The 21,231-nt window shown below is 70.2% G+C and carries 12 protein-coding genes and 4 pseudogenes; 11 read left to right on the plus strand and 5 right to left on the minus strand.

Translation table 11 applies throughout. The annotated features are described in order from the left end of the window. Positions 1 to 269: 269 nt before the first annotated feature. Positions 270 to 1,718, minus strand: coding sequence for an amidase (locus ACFVT1_RS09030; RefSeq protein WP_389793713.1), 1,449 nt, complete (start codon positions 1,716 to 1,718; stop codon positions 270 to 272). A gap of 608 nt (positions 1,719 to 2,326) precedes the next feature. Here ACFVT1_RS09030 and ACFVT1_RS09035 point away from each other — a divergent pair. Then, positions 2,327 to 2,623: pseudogene (locus ACFVT1_RS09035) on the plus strand (DUF1062 domain-containing protein); the annotation flags it as partial. 337 nt (positions 2,624 to 2,960) lie between these two features. On the opposite strand, the pseudogene ACFVT1_RS09040 reads toward ACFVT1_RS09035, so the two are convergent. Next, positions 2,961 to 3,116: pseudogene (locus ACFVT1_RS09040) on the minus strand (FBP domain-containing protein); the annotation flags it as partial. Between the two features lie 71 nt (positions 3,117 to 3,187). Between ACFVT1_RS09040 and ACFVT1_RS09045 the strand changes: the two are divergent. Together ACFVT1_RS09045 and ACFVT1_RS09050 are read left to right on the plus strand one after the other, a co-directional pair. Beyond that, a complete protein-coding gene (locus ACFVT1_RS09045) occupies positions 3,188 to 3,757 on the plus strand; it encodes a TetR/AcrR family transcriptional regulator (RefSeq protein WP_389793714.1) in 570 nt (189 codons plus the stop codon). Between the two features lie 82 nt (positions 3,758 to 3,839). Beyond that, a pseudogene (locus ACFVT1_RS09050) lies at positions 3,840 to 5,012 on the plus strand (GDSL-type esterase/lipase family protein); the annotation flags it as partial. Positions 5,013 to 5,968: 956 nt separating this feature from the next. Here ACFVT1_RS09050 and ACFVT1_RS09055 read toward each other — a convergent pair. Further along, positions 5,969 to 6,931, minus strand: a complete 963-nt coding sequence (locus ACFVT1_RS09055; protein WP_389793715.1) for a helix-turn-helix domain-containing protein — start codon at positions 6,929 to 6,931, stop codon at positions 5,969 to 5,971. A 91-nt stretch (positions 6,932 to 7,022) separates the two neighbouring features. Here ACFVT1_RS09055 and ACFVT1_RS09060 point away from each other — a divergent pair, with 91 nt between their 5' ends. The 6 genes and pseudogenes from ACFVT1_RS09060 to eno all read left to right on the plus strand — a co-directional run bounded on the left by ACFVT1_RS09060 (position 7,023) and on the right by eno (position 15,570). Further along, positions 7,023 to 11,252 (plus strand): S8 family serine peptidase, encoded by a 4,230-nt coding sequence (locus ACFVT1_RS09060; protein WP_389793716.1) that lies wholly within the window; start codon positions 7,023 to 7,025, stop codon positions 11,250 to 11,252. Between the two features lie 252 nt (positions 11,253 to 11,504). Further along, positions 11,505 to 12,059: a hypothetical protein gene (locus ACFVT1_RS09065; RefSeq protein WP_389793717.1), complete on the plus strand. Its 555-nt coding sequence runs from the start codon at positions 11,505 to 11,507 to the stop codon at positions 12,057 to 12,059. A gap of 641 nt (positions 12,060 to 12,700) precedes the next feature. Next, positions 12,701 to 13,162: a hypothetical protein gene (locus tag ACFVT1_RS09070; protein ID WP_389793718.1), complete on the plus strand. Its 462-nt coding sequence runs from the start codon at positions 12,701 to 12,703 to the stop codon at positions 13,160 to 13,162. Positions 13,163 to 13,196: 34 nt separating this feature from the next. Continuing rightward, positions 13,197 to 13,697, plus strand: a complete 501-nt coding sequence (locus ACFVT1_RS09075) for an inorganic diphosphatase (protein ID WP_389793719.1) — start codon at positions 13,197 to 13,199, stop codon at positions 13,695 to 13,697. Between the two features lie 171 nt (positions 13,698 to 13,868). After that, positions 13,869 to 14,237 (plus strand): annotated as a pseudogene (locus ACFVT1_RS09080) (hypothetical protein); the annotation flags it as partial. Between the two features lie 58 nt (positions 14,238 to 14,295). After that, positions 14,296 to 15,570: a phosphopyruvate hydratase gene (gene eno / locus ACFVT1_RS09085; RefSeq protein WP_389794074.1), complete on the plus strand. Its 1,275-nt coding sequence runs from the start codon at positions 14,296 to 14,298 to the stop codon at positions 15,568 to 15,570. 93 nt (positions 15,571 to 15,663) lie between these two features. On the opposite strand, the gene ACFVT1_RS09090 is transcribed toward eno, so the two are convergent. Further along, complete coding sequence (locus ACFVT1_RS09090; protein ID WP_389793720.1) at positions 15,664 to 16,215, minus strand: SixA phosphatase family protein; 552 nt, start codon at positions 16,213 to 16,215, stop codon at positions 15,664 to 15,666. A gap of 4 nt (positions 16,216 to 16,219) precedes the next feature. After that, a complete protein-coding gene (locus ACFVT1_RS09095) occupies positions 16,220 to 17,005 on the minus strand; it encodes a hypothetical protein (RefSeq protein ID WP_389793721.1) in 786 nt (261 codons plus the stop codon). Between the two features lie 409 nt (positions 17,006 to 17,414). Between ACFVT1_RS09095 and crcB the strand changes: the two genes are divergently transcribed. Both crcB and ACFVT1_RS09105 read left to right on the plus strand, forming a co-directional pair. Beyond that, a complete protein-coding gene (gene crcB / locus ACFVT1_RS09100) occupies positions 17,415 to 17,789 on the plus strand; it encodes a fluoride efflux transporter CrcB (protein ID WP_389793722.1) in 375 nt (124 codons plus the stop codon). 564 nt (positions 17,790 to 18,353) lie between these two features. After that, the gene (locus ACFVT1_RS09105) at positions 18,354 to 20,969 is read left to right on the plus strand and encodes an SdrD B-like domain-containing protein (protein WP_389793723.1); all 2,616 of its coding nucleotides are present in this window, start codon (positions 18,354 to 18,356) and stop codon (positions 20,967 to 20,969) included. Positions 20,970 to 21,231: the final 262 nt, after the last annotated feature.

The raw sequence follows: 21,231 nt of genomic DNA on the forward strand, positions 1-21,231 counted from the left end.
CGGGGGCGCCCCACCCCGGGGGGTGTTTTGTGTTGCCCCCCCCGGGGGGCCCACCCTGGGCGTGTGCCCCCCCCCCACGAGTCCAACCTCAATACTCCTGTCCACGTATCCGGGAGGGCGCTCGGATCCCGCGCAGGGATACCGCCGTTGAGAAACCCCACTGGCTTCCGCCACGAACACCAAGTCACCGACGGTACCGGCACCGACGAGATTTCGGGGATCTCGTCGTGATCCGCACCTCGTCCTTGGCGCACCTCCGGCAGTACGCCCTACTTCGGTGCCTGGAAGCCACCGATCTTCTGCTCAAGCAGTTCGGCCAGCCGCAGCGGGGTGCGATCCTCAAACATCGGACCGATGAGCTGCACTCCCACCGGCAGACCCTCGGGGGACCGGCCCGCTGGTACGGCGGTGGCGGGCAGGCCGGGCATGGTGGCCAGACCAGCCCAGACGAGCTGGTCGAAGTACGGGTACTCGATGCCGTCGATGTCGAGCCGGCGTTGCATCGGATTGGGGTTGTGATCGTGCGGGAACGCGGGAGTCGGCGTGATCGGACACACCACGGCATCGAACTCGGCGAAGAGCTGCCGCCAGCCGTGACGGTGGAGCTCGCGACGGCTGTTCGCCTCGATCCAGTCGCGGTGACTGAACACCATGCCCCGCAGCCGCGCCGCGTCGAGACTCTGGTCGTCTGCGCTCAGTCCGGCGGCGCGGGTCCGCAGCTGCTCGTAGGCGTCGACGGGAAAACGCGCAACGGAGCTCGAAAACAGCAACTGCGTGTAAAGCGTCGCGGCTTCGGTCAGATCGGGCAGCAGCGGAGTGTGCCGTTCGACGCGGGCGCCGCCGTCGGCAAGGGCGTCGGCCACCCGGTTCACGCCCGCCCGCACAGCGGACCCGGTCGGAATGAGCGGATGCTCGTCGACGACCAAGACCCGGAAGTCGCCGAGCCGCTCGTGGCGCGCGGGCGGCAGCGTCAAGTCGTGCGCCTTGCCGAGCGTCAGCGGGTCCGGTCCGGCCATGACGTCGAGCAGGAGCGTGAGGTCGCGGGCAGTGCGCGCCATCGGACCGACGACGGCGAGGTCGAGGTCGACCGGCAATGGCGGTGCCGGCGGCGCGACCATGCCGCGGGTTGCCGCCAGCCCGAGTGTCGGCTTGTGCGCATAGATGCCGCAGAAATGCGCGGGGGTGCGCAACGAACCGGCGAGGTCGGAACCAATGGACAGCGCGCCGAATCCGGACGCCAGGGCCGCCGCTGATCCGCCGGAGGATCCACCTGACGTGCGGCCGTGATCCCACGGGTTGTTGGTGGTGCCGTAGATCTCGTTGAAGCTCTGCAGATCTTGCAGCCCCAAGGGCACATTGGTCTTGCCGAGCACCACCGCGCCTGCGGCCTTGAGCCGAGACACCTGCACGGCGTCCTCGGCCGGCATGTAGTTCCGGTGCAGCGGTATGCCCCAGGTCGTGGGCAGCCCAGCGATGTTGTAAGACTCTTTGACCGTCACCGGAATGCCGAGCAGCGGCCGGTCCTCACCACGGGCGCGCGCCTGGTCGGCACCGCGCGCGGCGGCCCGTGCACGGTCGAAGTCCGGCACACAGATCGCGTTGATCGTCTTGTCCCGCTCGATACGGGCGATCGCCTCGTCGGTCAGTTCCGCCGAGGTCACTTCACCGGCACGCAGGGCAGCCGCAAGTTCTTCGGCCGTCTGAAAATTCCACTCCATGAATCCGACCGTAGCGGCGTCCGGAGCAGGTCACGAAATGCCGCTTCGCGCAACGGGATGGACGTCTCCATACTCATCATGTTCCTCTCCGGCCGCAGACAACTCACCCGACCACTGGCGAGGGCGACGCGCGGCAGGACCCGTGTCGGCCTGGGAGTTGCGCGCCCGCGCTGCGGAATCGACAGCGAGGTCGCGCGGCTCCGGGACGTCTTCCGCGCGGAGGGCCTCCCCCGCCCTTCGCACCGAGGCCCCACGTGCCCACTACGGCCCACAACGAGCAGGCGGAGAACGCCACACAGCCGCGCTCAGAAACTTGTTCAGCAAGTTGCCCGGCTGCCTCTACCACTGTCTTCGGACCCGGGCGCACCACGGCCCCGATCGCGCTTTCGCAGTGCCTCTGGACAGCCCTTGGCCGTGAGGCGCTCGAAAACCGGTGGAGCAGCGCCGCTGTGCGCCATTACCGTGCTGCCGAGCCAAGCCGTCTAGTCATGGACATGCCGTTGTACACCCTGTGAGACCTCCCGAGCGCTGATTCGTCGCGCGTCGCACACGCATGTGCGCCGCGCTCCTTTCTGCTGCGGACTTCTCACTGAAACCGGTGTACTTCTGTGCGCAATAACTGGGTGGTCGCGCCCACCTGCTTGCCGCTCGTTCTCCGCCGTTGCCACGCGTGCGCGTCCGAGCGCTTCCGGGCAAACGGTAAATTTCGCGTCAACGCACACCACAAGCTCATCGACGCCTGGCTCCTCGCGCTCTGTACCGCTTGCGGGGAAACCGCAAAGCTCACGGTCCTGGAGCGGATGAATGTGCGCTCCGTACGACCTGAGCTGCTGGACCGGCTGCACGACAACGACCCTGGCCTGGCAGCTGAGCTGCTCCAGGATCCGGTCGTGCGGCGCCGTAGCCCTCCCCGGGACCAGGGGCCTGTCCGGCAGGATCCGCCGGACAGGCCCTACTGGGGTCCGTCTTCAGAAATCATTCGGGCTGTGGATCACGGTGCGGTACTACGCCGACATGAACTCACCGACCAGAAACGGGAGTTACTGGCTCTCCTCATACCTCGGGCCACGACCGGACGGCCTCGGGTCGAGGATCGCCAGGTCGCCAGGTCGCCAGGTCGCCAACGGCAGGGTCTGCAAGATTCGCACCGGCAGGCCGAGAACCAGAGCATCGCAGTCGTGGGCGACACGTACTGGGTCGCGATACCGACCGCCCGGTCAAGGGCTGTGAGGGGGCGCGGCAGGCCCGGTTGGGGGCCTGGGGGTCCCTCCAGCCGAGGAAGTCCAGGTCGCCCCAGAGCCGCTCGTCCAGGTCGCGGGGGATGAACAGGCGCTCGACCTCGCCCTTGGTGCGGTTCACGAAGGCGGTGCGGATCTCCCGCCCGGTCAGGGGTTTCATGGGCGGCAGGCCAGTTTGCCTATAGGTTGTAGGTAAATGCATAATAGCTATCGCCAGATCGGAGGAAGGTTATGGTCAGAGCAGGACTGACATTGGAGCGTCTGACCCTGGCAGGGGCGGAACTGGCCGACGAGGCCGGTTTCGACCAGGTGACCGTCTCGGCGCTCGCCCGGCGGTTCGACGTCAAGGCGGCGAGCCTGTACTCGCACCTGAAGAACTCCCAGGAGCTCAAGACCAGGATCGCGCTGTTCGCACTGGAGGAACTCGCCGACCGGGTCGCCGATGCCCTGGCCGGGCGTGCCGGCAAGGACGCGCTGGCCGCCTTCGCGGATGCCTATCGCGACTACGCCCGGGAGCACCCCGGTCGCTACGCCGCCGCCCGTCTCAGGCTCGATCCCGAGACGGCGGCCGCCAGTGCCGGGGTGCGGCACGCACAGATGACGCGGGCGATCCTGCGCGGCTACGACCTGGCGGAGCCGGACCAGACACACGCGGTCCGGATGCTGGGCAGCGTGTTCCACGGCTACGTCAGCCTGGAGCTGGCCGGAGGCTTCGATCACAGCGTCCCCGACGCGCGGGAATCCTGGGCCTGGATCGTGGACTCCCTCGACACTCTGCTGCGGAACCGCGCCGCACGCTGACCGGATGAGAGGCGGTCCGCCGGAGGCGGTCCGCCGGGCACCGGTGCATCCGCTACCAAAAATCTCGAGCAAGGCTGAGGCAATGAACACCGAGCACGGCTGGATCACCACACCTGTCACCGCAGATATCCTGCGCGGTCACCTCGACGTGGAAGCGACCGCACACGGTCTGCTGCCGCATCGACTGCCCGCCCGCTCCCGCCGGCAGATACCCGACAGCCAACTGGCCGTGGCCGAGGCCCAGCCCTCCGGCGTGCGGTTGGCCTTCCGCACCCGGGCCACGAACATCGACCTGGACACGCTGCCCACCAAGCGGGTCTACCGAGGTCTGCCGGCCCCGGCCGACGGCGTGTACGACCTGCTGGTCGATGGCCGTCTCGCTGCCCAGGCCACGGTGACCGGCGGTAATGTGCGCACGATCACCGACATGGTCACCCAGTCCTCCGAGCTGTCCGCGGGGCCTGTCGGCACCGCCCGGTTCACCGATCTGCCCGGGCACGACAAGGACGTCGAGATCTGGCTTCCGCATACGGAGATCACCGAGCTGATCGCCCTGCGCACCGACGCCCCCATCGAGCCGGCACCGGATCGCGGACGCAGGGTGTGGCTGCACCACGGCAGCTCCATCAGCCACGGCTCGAACGCCACCCACCCGACCGCCATCTGGCCCGCCCTGGCAGCCGCCCAGGGCGAAGTGGAGCTGGTCAACATGGGGTTCGGCGGCGGCGCGCTGCTCGACCCGTTCACCGCCCGCGCGATGCGGGACACCCCCGCGGACCTGATCAGCTTGAAGATCGGCATCAATGTCGTCAACGGCGACGTGATGCGCCTGCGTGCCTTCAGCCCCGCGGTGCACGGATTCCTCGACACCATCCGCGAGGGGCACCCGACCACGCCGCTGCTGGTCGTGTCACCCATCCTGTGCCCGGTCCAGGAGGACACCCCCGGCCCCCTCACGCCCGACTTCGACGGCGGGACCTTGCGGTTCAAGGCCACAGGTGATCCGGCTGAACGCGCCGCCGGGCGCCTGACGCTCACCATCATCCGTGACGAACTCGCCCGGATCGTCGAACAGCGGGCGGCCGACGACCCGAATCTGCACTACTTCGACGGCCGTGACCTGTACGGCGAGAAGGACTACGCCGAATTCCCGCTGCCCGACGAGATCCACCCCGATCCCGCAGCTCACCGCCGTATCGGCGAGAACTTCGGGCGGCTCGCGTTCGGCGACGGCGGCCCCTTCGCCACCAAGACCGCTGAGCACATCGCTCCGGTCCAGAGGCTGCAGGGGCCGGCGGTGCCTATTGATTCGGCACGGAGCGAACCCCGTGCCCTCCTCATCAACGGCACCGTCGGCGTTGGCAAGACGTCGGTGGCCGAGGCCGTGGGCGATCTCCTCACTGACGCCGCGGTGCCCCATGCCGTCATCGACCTCGACTGGCTGAGGCAGTCCTGGCCGGCGCCTCCGGGAGATCGCTTCAACTTCGGCATGATGCTGCGGAACCTGCGCAGCGTCGCCGACAACTACCGCGCCGCTGGTGCGGTCCGGCTGATCCTCGCCGGTGTGGTGGAGGACTTGGACGACCGGAAGCAGTACGGCGACGCAGTCGGCATCGAACTTTCGGTGTGCCGGCTCCAGGTCGAGCTGCCGGTGATCCACCAGCGCCTCTTCCGCCGGCACGAGAACGAGCCCGAAGCGCTGCGATGGCACCTGGACAGGTCCGGCGAACTGGCCGGGATCCTCGACCGGGCTGGAGCTGATGACTTCGTCGTCGATGCCACCACGCGATCGGTTCGCGAGGCCGCCGCCGCCGTGATCAAGGCAGCCGGCTGGCAGTGACAGAGCCGGACCGGTTCCGCCGCGCCGGGAAAGCGTGGACCTGCGGCGCGTTTTCTGCGAGTGGGAACCGGTCGGGGTGGAGGGGATGTGGCGATCAGGCCGACTCGGCGGGTGGAGGTGTGGTCGCGGCTGGTCTTGCGGGCGGCTTCGATGCCGGGTGAGGCGGCGGGTCGTGAGGGTGATGGCGGCCCAGGTGAGGGGCGTTTCGGAGTGCTGGACGAGCCGTTCGCAGTCCCGCGCGTGACGGCGGGCGCGCATCGTCCAGCCACGGGTACGGGGCTTCACCCGCCACGAGCCGCATGGTGCAGGCGTGGAACGCGCGCCGAGGCCACATCCGCTCCTTGCCGCGCCACCTGCGCCGACGTGGTGTCTCACAACCAGCCGCGGCGGGCCGCGATCACTCCGGCCTGGAAGCGGTTGGCGGCGCCGAGGAGGTCGTGCAGGCGGCTGATACGGCGGCGCATGGTGCGGACGGACCAGCCGAGCTGGCGGGCTATCGCCTCGTCCTTGAGGCCGCTGACCAGGAGGGTGAGGACGAGTCGGTCCTCCTCGCCGAGGGGGTCCTCGGCGGGGGCGTTGAGGGGCAGCGCCTGCTTCCAGCACATTTCCCAGTAGCCGGTGAGGGCATCGAGCAGGGTGGACGGGCGGATCACCGCGGCGCGGACGCCGTTGAGGTCGAGGGAGAGCGGCATCAGGGCGAGCTTGCGGTCGGCTATGGCGAGTTTGATGCCCAGGCCGGGCAGGACGCGGGCCTGCTCGCCGTGCCGGACCAGCTCGCGGATGTCGTCGAGGACGCCCGGCCATTCCAGGGCCTCGGGGGCGTAGACCGCGCGGTACCGTACGCCGCGGCCGAGTGCCGTCGCCTCCACCGGGTTGGAGGTGGTCAGGGCGTACGGTGGCCGGTCCAGCGTCATCACGTCCTCGTGGGCCTCCTGTTGAAGGCGGACGAACCAGCGGCCGAGCGCCTCGCTGCCGGTGGTGATCTCCACCTCGTCCTCATAGGTCGCGCCGGTGCGCACGGCGGCGAACAGCCGGGACAGTTCGTCGGCCGCCGACCGGACCCGCTCCAGCTCATTGCTTCTGGCCCGCACCAGCGCCTCGACGGCGGCGCCCGGCTCGATCGCGGCGTACCGGCGGCGGGAGCCGGCGAGGCGGCCGACCAGTCCGTGGTCGCGGAGCCGGTCCAGCGCCCTGGCGACGCGCTCGGCCGAACAGCCGAGATCCGCGGTGAGTTCGGCAGGAGCCGCCGTACGCCGGGACAGAACGGCGCGGTAGACGCTCTCGTCGAACGGATCGATGCCTGCCGCCGTGAGTTGCGGTGTCTCGGGAGTCATGGACGGATGGTGGCCCAATTGTGCCAGCGGCAGCAATGGGCCACGGAGATCAGTTGTGCGGCAAGTGTCCTCACCACTAGGACCTTTACGCATGGCAATGAAGTCACGAAGATCGCGTCATGCCGCCCTCGCCGCCGTTGTTCTCGCCGGCACGTTGGCGGCGACACCGGGTGTCGCCCACGCGTCCACGCCCGACCCGTCGCAACGAGTGCTCGTCGAACTGTCCGGGAACCCAGCGGTCACCGCCGCGCCCGGTGGATCGCTGCTGTCCGCCGAGGCCGCCCGCGGCGTCGGTGCCGCCAGGCGCGCGCTCGACGCGCGGCAGGAGACCTTCCTCGGCTCGGCGAAGAGTGCCGGGCTGCACCCTTCCGCGACCCGCAAACTGGGCCTGCTCATCGACGCGGTGGCCATGACGGTGCCCGCGTCCGAGGTGGGGCGGCTGTCCTCGCTGCCGGGCGTCACCGCCGTCCGCCCCGACACCCGGGTACTGACGAAGACGGACGTGAGCGTGCCGCTGATCGGCGCACCCGGCGTCTGGCAGCGCAAGGACCCGGCCGGAAACCGCGTCACCGGAAAGGGGACCACCGTCGCGGTCCTGGACAGCGGCGTGGACTACACCCACCCCGACCTGGGCGGCGGACTCGGCAAGGGGCACAAGGTCGTCGGCGGGCACGACTTCGTCAACGGTGACGAGGACCCGATGGACGACAACGGCCACGGCACCCACGTCGCCGGCATCATCGCGGGCAAGGCGGCTGAGAAGGGCGGCGTCACCGGCGTGGCGCCCGACGCGAATCTGCTGGCCTACAAGGTGATGGACGCCGACGGCTCCGGCTACACGTCGGACATCATCGCCGGAATCGAGGCGGCCTCCGATCCTGCCAACCCGCACCGCGCCGATGTCATCAACATGAGCCTCGGCGGCCCCGGCGACGGCACCGACCCGCTGGGCCGCGCCGCGACCGCGGCCGTACGAGCCGGTGTGGTCGTGGTGGCCGCGGCCGGCAACGACGGACCGGGCAGGGGTACGGTCAACAGCCCCGCAACGGCCGACGGCGTGCTCGCGGTCGGCGCGTCGACGAGCAATCTGCGGCTGCCCAGCGCCTATCTGGCGGGCAAGAAACCCGAGTTGGTCCAGACCTATCGCGGCATCCTGTCCGCGAACCCGCCGGAGCACCCCGTCACGGCCCCGCTCGTCGATGTCGGCGAGGGCACTGCCGAGGACTGGAAGCGGGTCGGCGACGTACGCGGAAAGATCGTACGGGCCCAGATGCTCGTCGCCTCCGACGCCCGGTACCTGACGGCGGGCGCCGTGGAGTGGGCGCAGGAGGCGGAGAAGCGCGGCGCGATCGCCGTGCTGGCCGGACTGCCCTCCAACGACGGCCCGGTGCTCGTCGCCGGAGCCCCGGGAGAGGTCCGGCCGCCGGAGGTGAACCCTGAGCCGGGAGTGGTCCAGGTGCCGTCCTCGTCCGCGCGGATCGACGCCTCCGGAGACTCGCTGCGCATGGACCACCTGGTGGTCATGGGCATCGACTCGACCCAGTACACGGAGTTGAGCACCCGGCTCGCCGCCGGGAAGGTCTCGGTGACGCTGCGCGGCACCGACACCACCGACCGGATCGCCTCGTTCTCCTCACGCGGTCCCGGACAGGACTTCGGTTTGAAGCCCGACCTGGTCGCACCGGGCGTGGAGATCCGTTCCACCGTGCCCAAGGCGCTGTACGGGCCCGGCGAGTACCGCATGTCGGGCACATCGATGGCGGCCCCGCACGCCGCCGGCGCCGCGGCCCTGCTGCGCCAGCTGCATCCCGGCCGGGTGCCGGCCGAGATCAAGGCCGCGTTGGTCGGCACCGCGAAGCCGCTGAGCGACAGCGGGCCCACGACGCAGGGCGCGGGCCGGCTCGATGTGGCCGCGGCCGCCTCGGCCACGGTCAGCGCCTCGCCGGCGTCGGTGTCGTTCGGACTCGCCGATCTGTCCCGGCGTCACGTCGGCGGCATCGCGAAGGTGACACTGCGGAACCCCGGCAAGCGGCCGGTCACGACCTCGCTGCGGACCGATGGTCCGGCCACGCTCTCGGTGAAGCGCGTCACCGTACCGGCCGGGGGGACCGCGACCGTGACGGTCTCGCTGCGCGTCGCCCGGCCGGCGGCCGACACCGAGATCAGCGGCCGTCTCACGGCGACTCCCGACCGGGGACCGGCGATCCGGGTGCCCTACCTGCTCGCCGTCCGGCATCTGGCCGTCCAGGCCGCGCCCGACCCGAGCGACGGCCACTCGACCGTGCACATCGCCCCGCCGACCCGGCTGGCCGCACCGCCGGTCGTCACGGTCACCCCGCCGCGCGGCAGGGCCGTCGATGTCACTTCCACCCTCGATCCCGCCAGCGGCTACTACCGGGCCGAGGTGACCGGCAGCGTGGCCGGCGCCTACCGGGTCTCGGTACGCGGCACCGCAGGCACCGGGCAGCGGCTCACCGGCACCGGCGCCTTCGAGGTCACCCCGGTCGACAGCCGCGGGAACCGCTGGAAGCCGGTGGGTCCCAACGGCCAGGCCGGTTTCATCGCCCTCTCGCCCAGCCGGCCGAAGCAGGCCGTCCTCACCCAGTACCAGAAGGCGGCTCCCTGGCTGACCACCGACAACGGGGCCTCCTGGCGCCAGTTGGGACGACTGCCCGTCGCGGACGGCACGGGCCCGCTCGTAGTGGACGCGAAGAATCCCGACCGCTGGTGGTACGCCGTGAACAGCGTTCACGACGGCAGTCGCCGGGGCGCCATCCTGCGTACCGACGACAACGGGCGGACCTGGCGCACACTCGACGTCCCGGACACCCGCATCTCGGCGCTCGCCGCCGATGAGCGGACCCGCACCCTGGTCGCGGTCACCTCGGACGCACTGCTGGTCAGCACAGACGCGGGCGACCACTGGACCACGTATCCGACCGGCGTCACCGGCGGCATCACCGCCGCCGCCGTCACCGGCGACACCCTCTATATGACGACGTATCACGGCGTCTGGGCCCGCTCCGGCATCGGCTCGGGCAATCCCGGCGAGGCACGCCTGCTCTTCGACCCGTCCGACGGGGCCGTCGGCGGGCTGGCCGCCGACTCCTCGGTCGTGGCGGTGTATGTCCCGGGCCGGGGGGTTGTCGGTTCCCGTGACGGCGGGAAGACCTGGACCACCCTGCTGTCCATGACGGACGGCGGCGTCCGTCTGACCATCTCGGGTGACGACCTGTACCTGGCCACGCTGACCGGCAGCGGCCGTCTCAGCCGCGACCACGGGCGGACGTGGAGCACGGTCGCCGCGCCGTCACACGCGGCGATACCGATGGACTACGACCGTTGGGCCGACGGTTCCGTCACCGTCTCCAGCGAGCAGGACGGTCTCTACCGGGGTGCCGCGGACGGCACCGGATACCGGCGGATCGGCGTCCAGGGACTGACCGTCAACGATCTCGCTGTCAGTGACGGCCATCTGCTCGCCGCCACCGACAGCGCGGTCTACCGCACCGCCCTTCCCGTCGCGAGCCCGGAGTGGGGTCAGTCGGGCGGCGAGGGCAGGAGGGGCGTCACCGTCCCGCAACTCGGCGTGTCGGCCAAGAATCCGAAGGTGGTCTGGAAGGTGCGGCGCACCGCGTTCGGCTCATTCACCGTCGAACGCAGCGGTGACGGCGGTGCCACCTGGCAGAAGAAGGGCGATTCGGCGGAGGTGCCGACGGCGCTGCTGGTCCACCCCGCCGACCCGAACCGGGTCATGGTCAGCTTCCAAAGCCTTCTGGGGCAGGGGCTGTTCGCCACCAGCGACGGCGGCGCCACGTGGAAGAACCTCTACCACGAGCGCTCCTTCGACACCATCACGGGCGACCCCGCCAATCCGTTGCGCCTGTGGCTCGGCAACACAGCGGGGCTCTACCGGTCCGACGACGGCGGGGTGACCGTCACCAAAGTCGCCGACGGCCCGGTGACCGCGATCGACCTCGACGGACGGCGCCTCGTCGTCGGCGGCGAGAGCGTCCGCGTCAGCACCGACGGCGGCCGGACCTTCCGCACCGCGGACACCGGCGCTCTCGCCATCCACGTCTCCGACCTGCTCCGGGTCGAGGGCACGCTCTACGCGGCCACCACCAGCTCCGGAGCCAGCGGCCTCCTGCAAGGCGGCCGCGGCGTACTGCGCAGCACCGACCACGGTCTGAGCTGGCACAACATCTCCACCGGCCTGCAGAACACCGACACCACCAAACTGGCCGCGAGCCCCGACGGCCGCACGCTCTACGTCGGCACCGTCGACGGCGGCGTGCACCGTCTCGACCTGCGCCACTGAATCACTGCAGACCGGGCGCCCGGACGGAACTCCTGTCCGGGCGCCCGGCCCACGCGTTGACGCGGCCGACGGATCAGGTCAGCGCACCCGCCCCCAGGTCTTCAGGGCCACTGGCGGCAATGCCGGAGCAGGGAGCCGGGCCCCGTCGCAGCCCTTCACCCCGCCGAAGCGGGGACCCTCCGCCCGGTCCAGCCGGACCGCCTCGTTTTCCTGGAGCATCACCGGTCCCGACAGAAGGTGTTCTCCGCGCGGATGTCAGCCGGCGCGGCGCAGCAGCATATGGCGGGGATGGGGCTGGTCGCGCCGGCCTACGCGGACTGTCCGCTGATCGCCTGCCACTTCGGCAGGGCCCATGTCGTCCCCACCGCGTGGGTGCCGATCCTGTACTCCGTCGCGATGGCCACCGAGGCGGTGGCGACCCTGGTGCTGGGCCGTGCGTTCGACCGGTTCGGGCTGCTGACCGTGGTGGCGGCGACGGTCCTGACCGCGTGTTTCGCCCCGTTGGTGTTCCTCGGCGGCGCGGGGCTCGCGGTTGTGGGCGTGCTGGAGTGGGAGCTGGGGACGGCCGCCCAGGAATCGATCGTCAGGTCCGTGATCACCGGGATGGCCGGACCGGGGCACCGGGCGTCCGCCTACGGCCTGTTCGACACGGGCTTCGACATCTGCTGGTTCGCCGGCAGCGTCGTGCGGGGAGTGCTGTACAGCTACTCGATCACGGTGTTGGTGGTGTTCTCCGTCGCGGCGCAACTCGCCGCGCTGCCACTGCTGTTGGCGACCCGCAGAAGCCTCCCGGCGACGAAGCTCTGATCGAGGTCTCGGAGGTGCGCTCCCGGCAGGTGCACACGAAGACAGAGGTGGTGCGCCATGCCGCGAAGTGATCGTGCACAGCTTGCAGAGACCCGCTGTTCTGTTGCCGTTTTCCGGAGACCGGGCCCGCCGCAGATCCTGCACGCGTGGCGTTCGTCCTCGAATCCATGGAACCAGGCTGCGGACCGCGCACCGTCGACCTCGTGTTCACCGTGACCGGCTCGGCGCACGGCCGGACTCCCCAGGCTCGCGAACCGGGCATGTAAAGCGGATACGACGGTAGTGCACTGAAGCGGATCGCCGCCCGGATTCGGCAGCGCGGCTGCTCACCACGGTGCTCGTGCACTCCGGGCGGCACCACACCGCAGAACGACCGGGCGACGCTGCTCGTGTCCGAGCTCGCCTCTTGACCGCCGATGCGCACGGCTGCCGGCTCGGGCTGCGGGATCCGGCCCGGCAGACTCCGGACGAAGGGCCGTAATGCCCCGATCGGCCGAAACCCGGCCCTGCTGCGCTGCTGGGGATACGCGGGAGGCGCACACTGGAAGTGCGCGCCGAGCGTGCCGGTGATGGGGCTCACCGCAACCGCGGTCAGTGATCGCTGACGGTCCCTGGTTGTCACACTGCGACCAGGAGGAACCATGCCCACGCCCACCACGTCCCGGTCCTCGCCACGCCTGCCGGTCCACGTACCCCACAAGCGGCGCGCCGACGCCGACCGCTGTCTGGCGTCCGCGCCGCACTGCCGCGCCCGTGAAGAGGAACGCACGGCCGGACGCGGGCGGACGGCGCTGCTCACTGCCCGGCTCCACGGCCCTGTGTGTGCGGCTGAGTACAGCCACACGCACGGCGTCCGCCTGCACCATGCCGTGATTGAGCAGGGCGCGCGGGCGGGCCCCGTGCATGAGGTGCCGGTCGGCCGGCCGGCTCTGCTGCGCCGGGAGATCGATGAGGTGCTGCGTAAGCAGAGCCGGCGCGCCCGGCATGAGATCGAGGGCGCCGAGAGACCTGTGGTGCGTCGCGCACCCACGTTGCTCGACGGACGGGTCCACGCCGGACTGCCGGCCCCACCGCGTGCGGACACCCCTGACCGCAATGAGTAAGGAAGAGCCAACACCACGTTTCCAGGAGGCAGTTATGGAGTTCGACGTGATGGTGGAGATCCCTCGGGGATCCCGCAACAAGTACGAGATGGACCACACGCTGCACCGCATCCGCCTGGACCGGTTGCTGTTCACCTCGACCAAGTACCCGGCCGACTACGGCTACATCGAGGGAACGCTGGGCCGCGACGGCGATCCGCTGGACGCTCTCGTCCTGGTCGGAGAACCGACGTTCCCGGGCTGCACCATCGAGTGCCGGGCTGTCGGCATGTTCGTCATGAAGGACGAGAAAGGGCCCGACGAGAAGGTTCTCTGCGTGCCCGCCCACGATCCTCGCTACGCCACCGTGCAGGACATCGGTGACATTCCCACCTTCGACAAGCTGGAGATCACCCACTTCTTCGAGGTCTACAAGGACCTCGAACCCGGCAAGTCCGTCGAGGGATCCCACTGGGAAGGACGGGACTCCGCGTACGCGGAGATCGAGGCGTCCCGCGAACGCGCTCTCGAAGGAGAAACCGGAGAACCCTCGTGACGGCTGCGGACATTCCGGGTGAGCTGATCCTGCTCCGGCACGGGCAGAGCACCACCGGCGCGGAGGGCCGCTCCACCGGCACGGGCAGAGCACCACCGGCGCGGAAGGCCGCTCCACCGGCACGGGCAGAGCACCACCGGCGCGGAAGGCCGCTCCACCGGCTGGGCCGATGTCCCCCTGGCCTCGCACGGCGAGAAGCAGGCGACCCGGGCGGCAGGACTGCTCGCCCGCGACGGTCTCGTGCCCGGCCTCGTGCACACCTCGGTGCTGCGGCGGTCGATCCGCACCGCGGACATCCCTCGCGCAGCAGTACACCGGGCGCACGGTGCTCGTGGTGGCCCACAGCAACGCGCTACGCGCCCTGGTCGCGGTCCCGGACCGGCTCACCTACCGGGAGGTGGAACACCTGAACATCCCGACGGGTGCCCCGTTGCTCCGCCGCTTCGACTCCGCGCTGCATCCCACCGTGCGCGGCGGGCACTACCTGGAGCCCGCCGTCGCGCGGGCCGCCGCCGAAGCCGTGGCCAGCGAGGGCCATGACAGAAGCTGCTTCCCGCTCCCGCAGCACCGCCAGCTCCCGACCGACGAAGGACGCATCATGTCACTGCGTATTTCCCGGCTGCGCGCCGTAGAGATTCTCGACTCCCGCGCCCGCCCGACCCTCGCCGTCAACCTCATCACCCTGGACGGCACACGTATCCGGGCGGGAGTCCCCTCCGGGGCGTCCACGGGCACACGCGAGGCAGTCGAACTGCGCGACGGCGACCCTGCCCGGTTCGCCGGGCAGGGAGTCCGCCAGGCCGTCGGCCATGTCAACGGCGAGATCGCGCAGGCCCTCGTCGGCCGTGACTTCGCGTCGGCGGCCGAGGTCGACGCCGCGCTGATCGCGCTGGACGGTACGGACACCAGGTCGAGGCTCGGCGCCAACGCGATCACCGGTGTCTCGCTCGCGGCGGCCCGCGCCGAGGCCGCCGCCGGAGGCAAGGACCTATGGCGGTCCCTCGCGAACGTCGCCGGAACCACTCCGCGCCTGCCGGTCCCGCACTTCAACGTCGTCAACGGCGGCGCCCATGCCGCCAACAACCTGGACTTCCAGGAATTCATGCTCGCTCCGCTCGGTGCCCCCAGCCTCCCCGAGGCCGTACGGGCCGGTGCGGAGGTGTACGGACGGCTCGGGGCGCGCCTGGCAGCAGGCGGGCACCCGACCGGGCTCGGCGACGAAGGCGGCTTCGCCCCGGACATCGACCGCCCCGAGGACGTACTGACCGTCCTGGTGGAGGCAATCGAAGACGCGGGCTACACCCCCGGCCGCGACGGCGTCGCCATCGCTCTCGACCCGGCCGCAAGCGAATTCCACGAGAACGGGCGCTACCGAGTGGCGGGCGAGGAACTCACCTCCGACCAACTCATCGACCGCTACGAGGAGATGATCGGCCGCTTCCCGGTGTGGAGCATCGAGGACGGCCTTGCCGAGGACGACTGGGACGGCTGGGTCCGGCTCACCCAACGCCTCGGCGACCGCGTCCAGCTGATGGGTGACGACATCTTCGTCACCAACCCGGCCGTCATCACCCGGGCCATCGCCCGCAAGGTCGGCAACTCCGCGCTGATCAAGGTCAATCAAATCGGGACCGTCACCGAAGCGCTGGAAGCCATGTGGGTCTGCCGCGAGGCCGGATACACACAGATGATCTCTCATCGCTCCGGCGAGACTCCGGACGCCTTCATTGCCGACCTGGCGGTGGGCACCGGCTGCGGGCAGATCAAGTCCGGCGCCCCGGCACGCGGCGAGCGCGTCGCCAAGTACAACCGCCTCCTCGAACTCGCCGACGCGCACCCCGGAGTGCTCCCTTTCGGGCTCGGCGATGCCTGATCGGTGCCGACAGGAGCCAGGCAGGCGCGTCTCCGCATCGTTTCCGCATCGTGGTCGGCGTACCTCTGTTCGGCCTGCAGCGGACAGAGATCCTCAACTGGACGGAGATCCTCGACGCGTGACGTGGACACCGCGGGGGACGGCGAAATCGGCGAGCGTCGCTGTGCCCGGAGCGAGCCGGTCCCACGAGCCGTGCAGCACCAGAACCGCGACCGCGGCGGTCGGGAACTTCACGCGGGCCCGCGCAAGTGCCTCGTCGTCCCCGTCTCCCGCCAGGGACAGGACCATGTCCTGCACTCCCGGCTGGTGGCCGATCAGCAGCACGGTACGCCGCCACACCGGGACGTCACGCACGACGGAGACCAGGGCGGACGCGCTCGCCTCGTACACCCGCGGCTCGAACACCACCTCCGGCGACGCCCCCAGCTGCGCCGCGACCAGATCCCATGTCTGCCGGGTACGCCGGGCGGTCGAGCAGATGACCAGGTCGGGCACGCACTGCGCTTCGTGCAGTCGGCGGCCGGCCGCCGGCGCGTCCCGGCGGCCCCGTCCCGCGAGCGGACGTTCGTGATCGGGTACACCCTGCGGCCAGGCCGACTTGGCGTGCCGCAGCACGATCAACCGCGCCGGCGTCGACCTGGACACCGTCTCACCTCGCTTCCGGCACCGGAGCGCGCCCGATCTCGCGTATGAGTTCCAGGCCGAGTATCCGGTCCGAAGCGGCGAAGGTCTCGAACTTTGCACCCTCGGGCATACCGTCGGCCATCTCGGCGCGGAGCAGCAGGTCGAGGACGGCCGGTGTGTCGAGGTCCGCGGCCATCGCATCAGCCGTTGCGCGGCTGAACTCCTGCGGGACCGGTTTCGACGGCGAACACGCCCAGTGCACCACGCGTTCCCGCCACCGCGCCAGTGTCCGTTCGGCATCGACGACATCACGAGACGTGAGGGTGGCAGGCCGGTCGTACGAATGTCCGAGCAACGCCAGCCTCATGGCCAGGAGATCCTCGCCCTCGGCCGGACACCGCCCGTGCGCCCCGGCTCCGTCCACGCGTCCCACCTCCACCCACACTCCCCGTTCGGCATCGTGCCGTCCGTCGGCGAAGACGTTCACATCGGCCGGACCTCCGAGGGCGTCGAGCACCTCTCCGCTGCCGGTGAACGAGGCCGGGGGGTGCACTCCGAGCGCGGTCATGAAGGTCTGCAACGCCATGACCCGCTCCGGTGACGGGTCGGGAAGCTCGCAGGCCCGGATCAGCTGCCGGCCGTCCGCCTCCAGCGTCCGCGACAGCACGTCCGCGATGACGAGTACCCGTGCGTGCACCGGTCCTGGCTCGCCGTTGACGAGGGGCAGGTGCACGCACATCCGCAGCATGCGATGGCGCGCCGACGGCAGTGCCACCGCATGACGCGTGCGGCCGTCGATGATCGTCGTCACAGCACAACTCCCTTCACCCCCGGCCCGTCGGGTCAATCCAGGCATCCGGTCAGCTGGAGGCAGGCGTGCTGGGCATCCGCCACCAGCCGATCGGCCTCCTCGCGGCTGCCGCAGCCCGTCACCTGGTACGCCGAGCCGGGCGAGAGCCGCTGCCCATGCGGCGGGCTCCGCGTGCCAGCGGCCCAGATCCGCAGTGCCGACCAGATCGACGAAGGGCTCGGCCTCGGCGACGCACGCCACTTCGTCCAGGTCACGCCGGCCGTCGCTCAGGTGGAGCACCGCCACCGGCCAGGCCGCTACCTCGTCCCCGGCCGTGCCGGCTCCTGCATCGCCCGATGTGTCAAGTGTCCCGCGCAGGGCCATGCGGTACAAGCGCCGCGGCCAAGGCCGGCCGCGAGAAGGAGGGGCAGTGAACTGGCTGCTCGTGATCGCGGGCGCCATCATCGGAGCCCCACTGCGCTACCTCGCCGACCGCACGATCCAGTCCCGGCACGACAGCCTCTTCCCCTGGGGCACCTTTACCGTCAACGTCGTCGGCTGCCTGATCCTCGGGCTGCTCACTGGCGCGGTCGCCGCCGGCGCGGCATCATCCGCGATACGGCTGTTTGTCGGCACCGGGCTGTGCGGGGCACTGACGACGTACTCCACCTTCTCGTACGAGACGCTGCGCCTGGCCGAGGACGGAACACGCTTCTGTGCGGCGGCCGACATCACGGCGAGCGTGGTGGCCGGACTCGGAGCCGCGTTCACCGGGGTGGCGCTCGCACGGGCCATCTGGGCATAGCTGCTCCTCCGTCGCGGGGGTCCGGACGACGACGCGGCAGAGCCGGCCCGGCCGAGGAGGCGGACCATGAGGGATGCGCGGTCCCGGCGAACGGTCAACATGACTGTTTCGGCGACGAGTTCGCACAGAGCCGGAGGGCGTCCATGCCTGTGGTGACCGGTGCGACAGGCGCGCGAGCCTCGCTCGCCACCCCGCCACCCCGCCACCCCGCCACCCCGCCTCCCTGCCCCCGCCGTCCCGCCACCTCGCCGCCCGCCATGCGCTCAGAGGCCGTTGTGTTCCCGCGTGGAATTTTGGCGGAGGACGAGTTCGCCATTCCGCCACGATCTTGCCTAAAACCCTTCTAAGATCGCCGTCGAGGCGGTTCTCCGCATCTCTATGTACTCCCTCACGAGCAGGGCAACAGGCCCTTCTGAACGCTGAGAGCAGGGGATGACATCCACAAATGAACGAACAAAGGGAGCCGCGCCCGAGCCGCGTCGGCGGCGGCCGGGCGTGCTAGGCCGCCGCGCAGTCGGCTGCGTGGCCGCGCTCGCCTTGGGAATCGGTAGTGGCTCGTTAGCCATGGCGCCTGCGGCGTACTCGCAGGCGGACGACGGGTCGGTGACGGTCCGGGTCATCCGGGCCACGGGCACCAGCGGCGTATGGACGCCCGCGCTGGAACCAGGCATCGCGGGCGTCAAGGTGACCCTCACGCCCGACGACGCCGGGGCGGGCATCGAGGGGGTTACGGCGGCCGACGGCACCGTGACACTGACTCCGACGGCGGGCAAGGCCGCCGACGGCAAGTACCGGGTACAGGTGGTGAATCCGAAGCCGGGTGCACTCTTCCCGGCCTTCGCCTCGCGCCAAGGACTGGACGGTGCGCCCAACCAGTTGAGCAGCAATGAGGAGTTCGTCGACCTCTCCGGCGGGAAGAGCGTGGCGTACACCACCGGGCTGTGGAGTCCGGGCGACTACTGCCAGAAGAACGCACCGCTGATGACGACCTGTCAGCCCACCACGCGCGAGGGCGGGGCCCAGCGCACGCTGGTCTCCTTCCCGTACGACGCACGCGGCCAGGACGGCGTCGACGTCGACGTCACGAACATCGCCACGAACGCCGACACCGGCACGCTGTTCGGCATCGCGTGGAACAAGGCCGACAAGCGGGTGTTCTCCTCGGCGGTGGCCAAGCGCTCCACGGACTACGGTCCGGGTGGCGCCGGGGGGATCTACGTGACCGACCTCGCGCAGAAGAAAACCACGCTGTTCACCGTCGTCCCGGATGCCGGGACGGCAGTGCACGGGTCGGGTACCGACGACGCCTTCCTTGCCGTACCGGGCAAGGAGAGCCTGGGCGGCATCAAGATCACCGATGACGGCAAGGACCTGTTCGTCGTCAACCTCGACAATCGCAAGCTCTACCGCTACGACGCCACGGCTGCGACCGCTTCGGCGCCGAAATCCGTCTACGCCATCCCGGATCCGGGCTGTCCGGCGGCCGGGGACTGGCGCCCCTTCGGCCTGGGCCTGCAGGACGGCGTCGGCTACCTCGGCGGCGTGTGCTCCGGCGAGTCCACCGGGAAGCTCTCGGACCTGCGCGCGGTGGTCATGCCTTTCGACCTCGCCACCGGAGCATTCCGCAAGGCGGTACTGAACCAACAGCTGGACTACCCGCGTCAGTCCACGGTTGGCAGTGGCCCATGCGACGGCGCGGGCTGGTTCCCGTGGACGAGCACCTACCCGCTCTCGCAGAACGGCCATCCGTGTGGCAACTCCACCATCGCCAACCCCGAACCGGAGTTGGGCGAGATCGGATTCGAGTCCGACGGCTCGATGCTGCTGGCCTTCCGCGACCGCTTCGGCGACCGCGCGCCAGCCGGTCCCACGCCGAACTCCGCCGCCGTCGTCATGTCGGGCGGTGACCTGAACAAGGCCTGCCCGGCGGACGGTATGTATGTGATGGACACCAACAACGGCTGCGGGCTCTCCCCCCGGGGCACCCGTTTCTTCGACACCAGCTGGGGTGGTCACCGCAACACGGCGTTCGCCGGCATGGCGCTCTCCAAGGCCGAGAACACCATCGCGACCTCCGCTTTCGACCCCAACCACACCGCCCTCGGGTACGGCACGTCGTTTCTCCAGCGCGACGGCACGCAAGACCCGAAGTTCGGCCTGCGCCTCAACCCGCCTGGCGCCGTCGCCCCGTTCGGCAAGGGTGCCTCGATGGGCGACCTGGAGGTGCTCTGCGACCAGGCCCCGCTGCAGATCGGCAACCGGGTCTGGTACGACCCCGAGCGCAAGGGCATCCAGAACCCGGGCCAGCGCCCGGTCGCCGGCGCGACCGTCCACCTCTACGACGAGTCGGGCAAGCTGGTCGGCACAACCAAGACGTCGGAGCGTGGTGAGTACTACTTCGACGACTCCAACGTCACCGGCGGCCTCGAACCGAAAACCAAGTACACCATCCGACTCGACAACCCGGCTGACTACGCCAAGGGCGGCCCGCTCCACCAGTGGGTACCCACCGACGCGGATGTCGGCGACAACCATTTCATCGACTCCAAGGGCATCGTCCCGTCCGGCGCGAAGTACCCGGAACGGGCGCTGACCACCGGCGGGCCGGGAGAGAACGACCACACCTACGACTTCGGCTTCCGACAACAGGAGGGCGTGCTGCGCCTGATCAAACACGACCAGGACGGCAAACCGCTGGCCGGGGCGAAGTTCCAGCTGTGGAAGGAGACAAACGGCTCCGAGGGCGCGCAGACCTCCGGGGCGACGCCGGATACACAGGTCGGCAAAGCCTGCACGACCAAGGCCGACGGCAACTGCCGGGGAAGCGGCGCGCCGGGGACGTACTACTGGCAGGAAGTCAGCCCGCCGGCGGGATACGCGGTACCGGACAAGACGGTGTTCGGGCCGCTGGTGCTGACCTCGGACAACCTCGACGCCGGGGTCTCGGTGACAGCGGTCAACCGGCGGCTGCCCGCCGCCACGCCGACACCCACACCCACGACGCCGGTACCGAAACCACCGGGCACACCGCATGCACCGGGCCCCGAGCCCGGCTCGCACCTGGCGGGCACGGGCATGAGCCAGGTGGTTCTGATGGCGCTGGTCGGCGCTGCCGCGCTCACCACCCTCGGCACGGCGCTGTTTACGCTGATGCGCAGGCGAAGGGCGCTTCAGAGCTAGGGTCTTTCGTTTGGATCAGGCCGGATCAGGGAGCGGGGTCCGGTGCGTGCGATCGCGAGGCGGAGGAGGGAGTCGACGCAGGGTGTCGGCGACCGACGACAACGCGGCGAGTGTGCGTGCCGGACCCCGCGAGCCGGGCGTGATCCGAACGAGAGGCCCTCAAACCGAGCAGGACAGCCGGCCTCGGTGACCCTCCGGGCCGGATCGGGCGGGGTCGCCAACCACCGGGTGGCGAACCCCCCCCACAGTGCGACCACCCGCC

It is taken from the genome of Streptomyces sp. NPDC057963 (assembly GCF_042887155.1).
GTDB lineage: Bacteria > Actinomycetota > Actinomycetes > Streptomycetales > Streptomycetaceae > Streptomyces.

What these genes read in the sequence shown, in the direction of transcription:
- ACFVT1_RS09030 (WP_389793713.1), bottom strand. Translation starts at nt 1,718, where the DNA reads ATGGAGTGGAATTTTCAGACGGCCGAAGAACTTGCGGCTGCCCTGCGT.
- ACFVT1_RS09045 (WP_389793714.1), top strand. Translation starts at nt 3,188, where the DNA reads ATGGTCAGAGCAGGACTGACATTGGAGCGTCTGACCCTGGCAGGGGCG.
- ACFVT1_RS09055 (WP_389793715.1), bottom strand. Translation starts at nt 6,931, where the DNA reads ATGACTCCCGAGACACCGCAACTCACGGCGGCAGGCATCGATCCGTTC.
- ACFVT1_RS09060 (WP_389793716.1), top strand. Translation starts at nt 7,023, where the DNA reads ATGGCAATGAAGTCACGAAGATCGCGTCATGCCGCCCTCGCCGCCGTT.
- ACFVT1_RS09065 (WP_389793717.1), top strand. Translation starts at nt 11,505, where the DNA reads ATGTCAGCCGGCGCGGCGCAGCAGCATATGGCGGGGATGGGGCTGGTC.
- ACFVT1_RS09070 (WP_389793718.1), top strand. Translation starts at nt 12,701, where the DNA reads ATGCCCACGCCCACCACGTCCCGGTCCTCGCCACGCCTGCCGGTCCAC.
- ACFVT1_RS09075 (WP_389793719.1), top strand. Translation starts at nt 13,197, where the DNA reads ATGGAGTTCGACGTGATGGTGGAGATCCCTCGGGGATCCCGCAACAAG.
- eno (WP_389794074.1), top strand. Translation starts at nt 14,296, where the DNA reads ATGTCACTGCGTATTTCCCGGCTGCGCGCCGTAGAGATTCTCGACTCC.
- ACFVT1_RS09105 (WP_389793723.1), top strand. Translation starts at nt 18,354, where the DNA reads ATGGCGCCTGCGGCGTACTCGCAGGCGGACGACGGGTCGGTGACGGTC.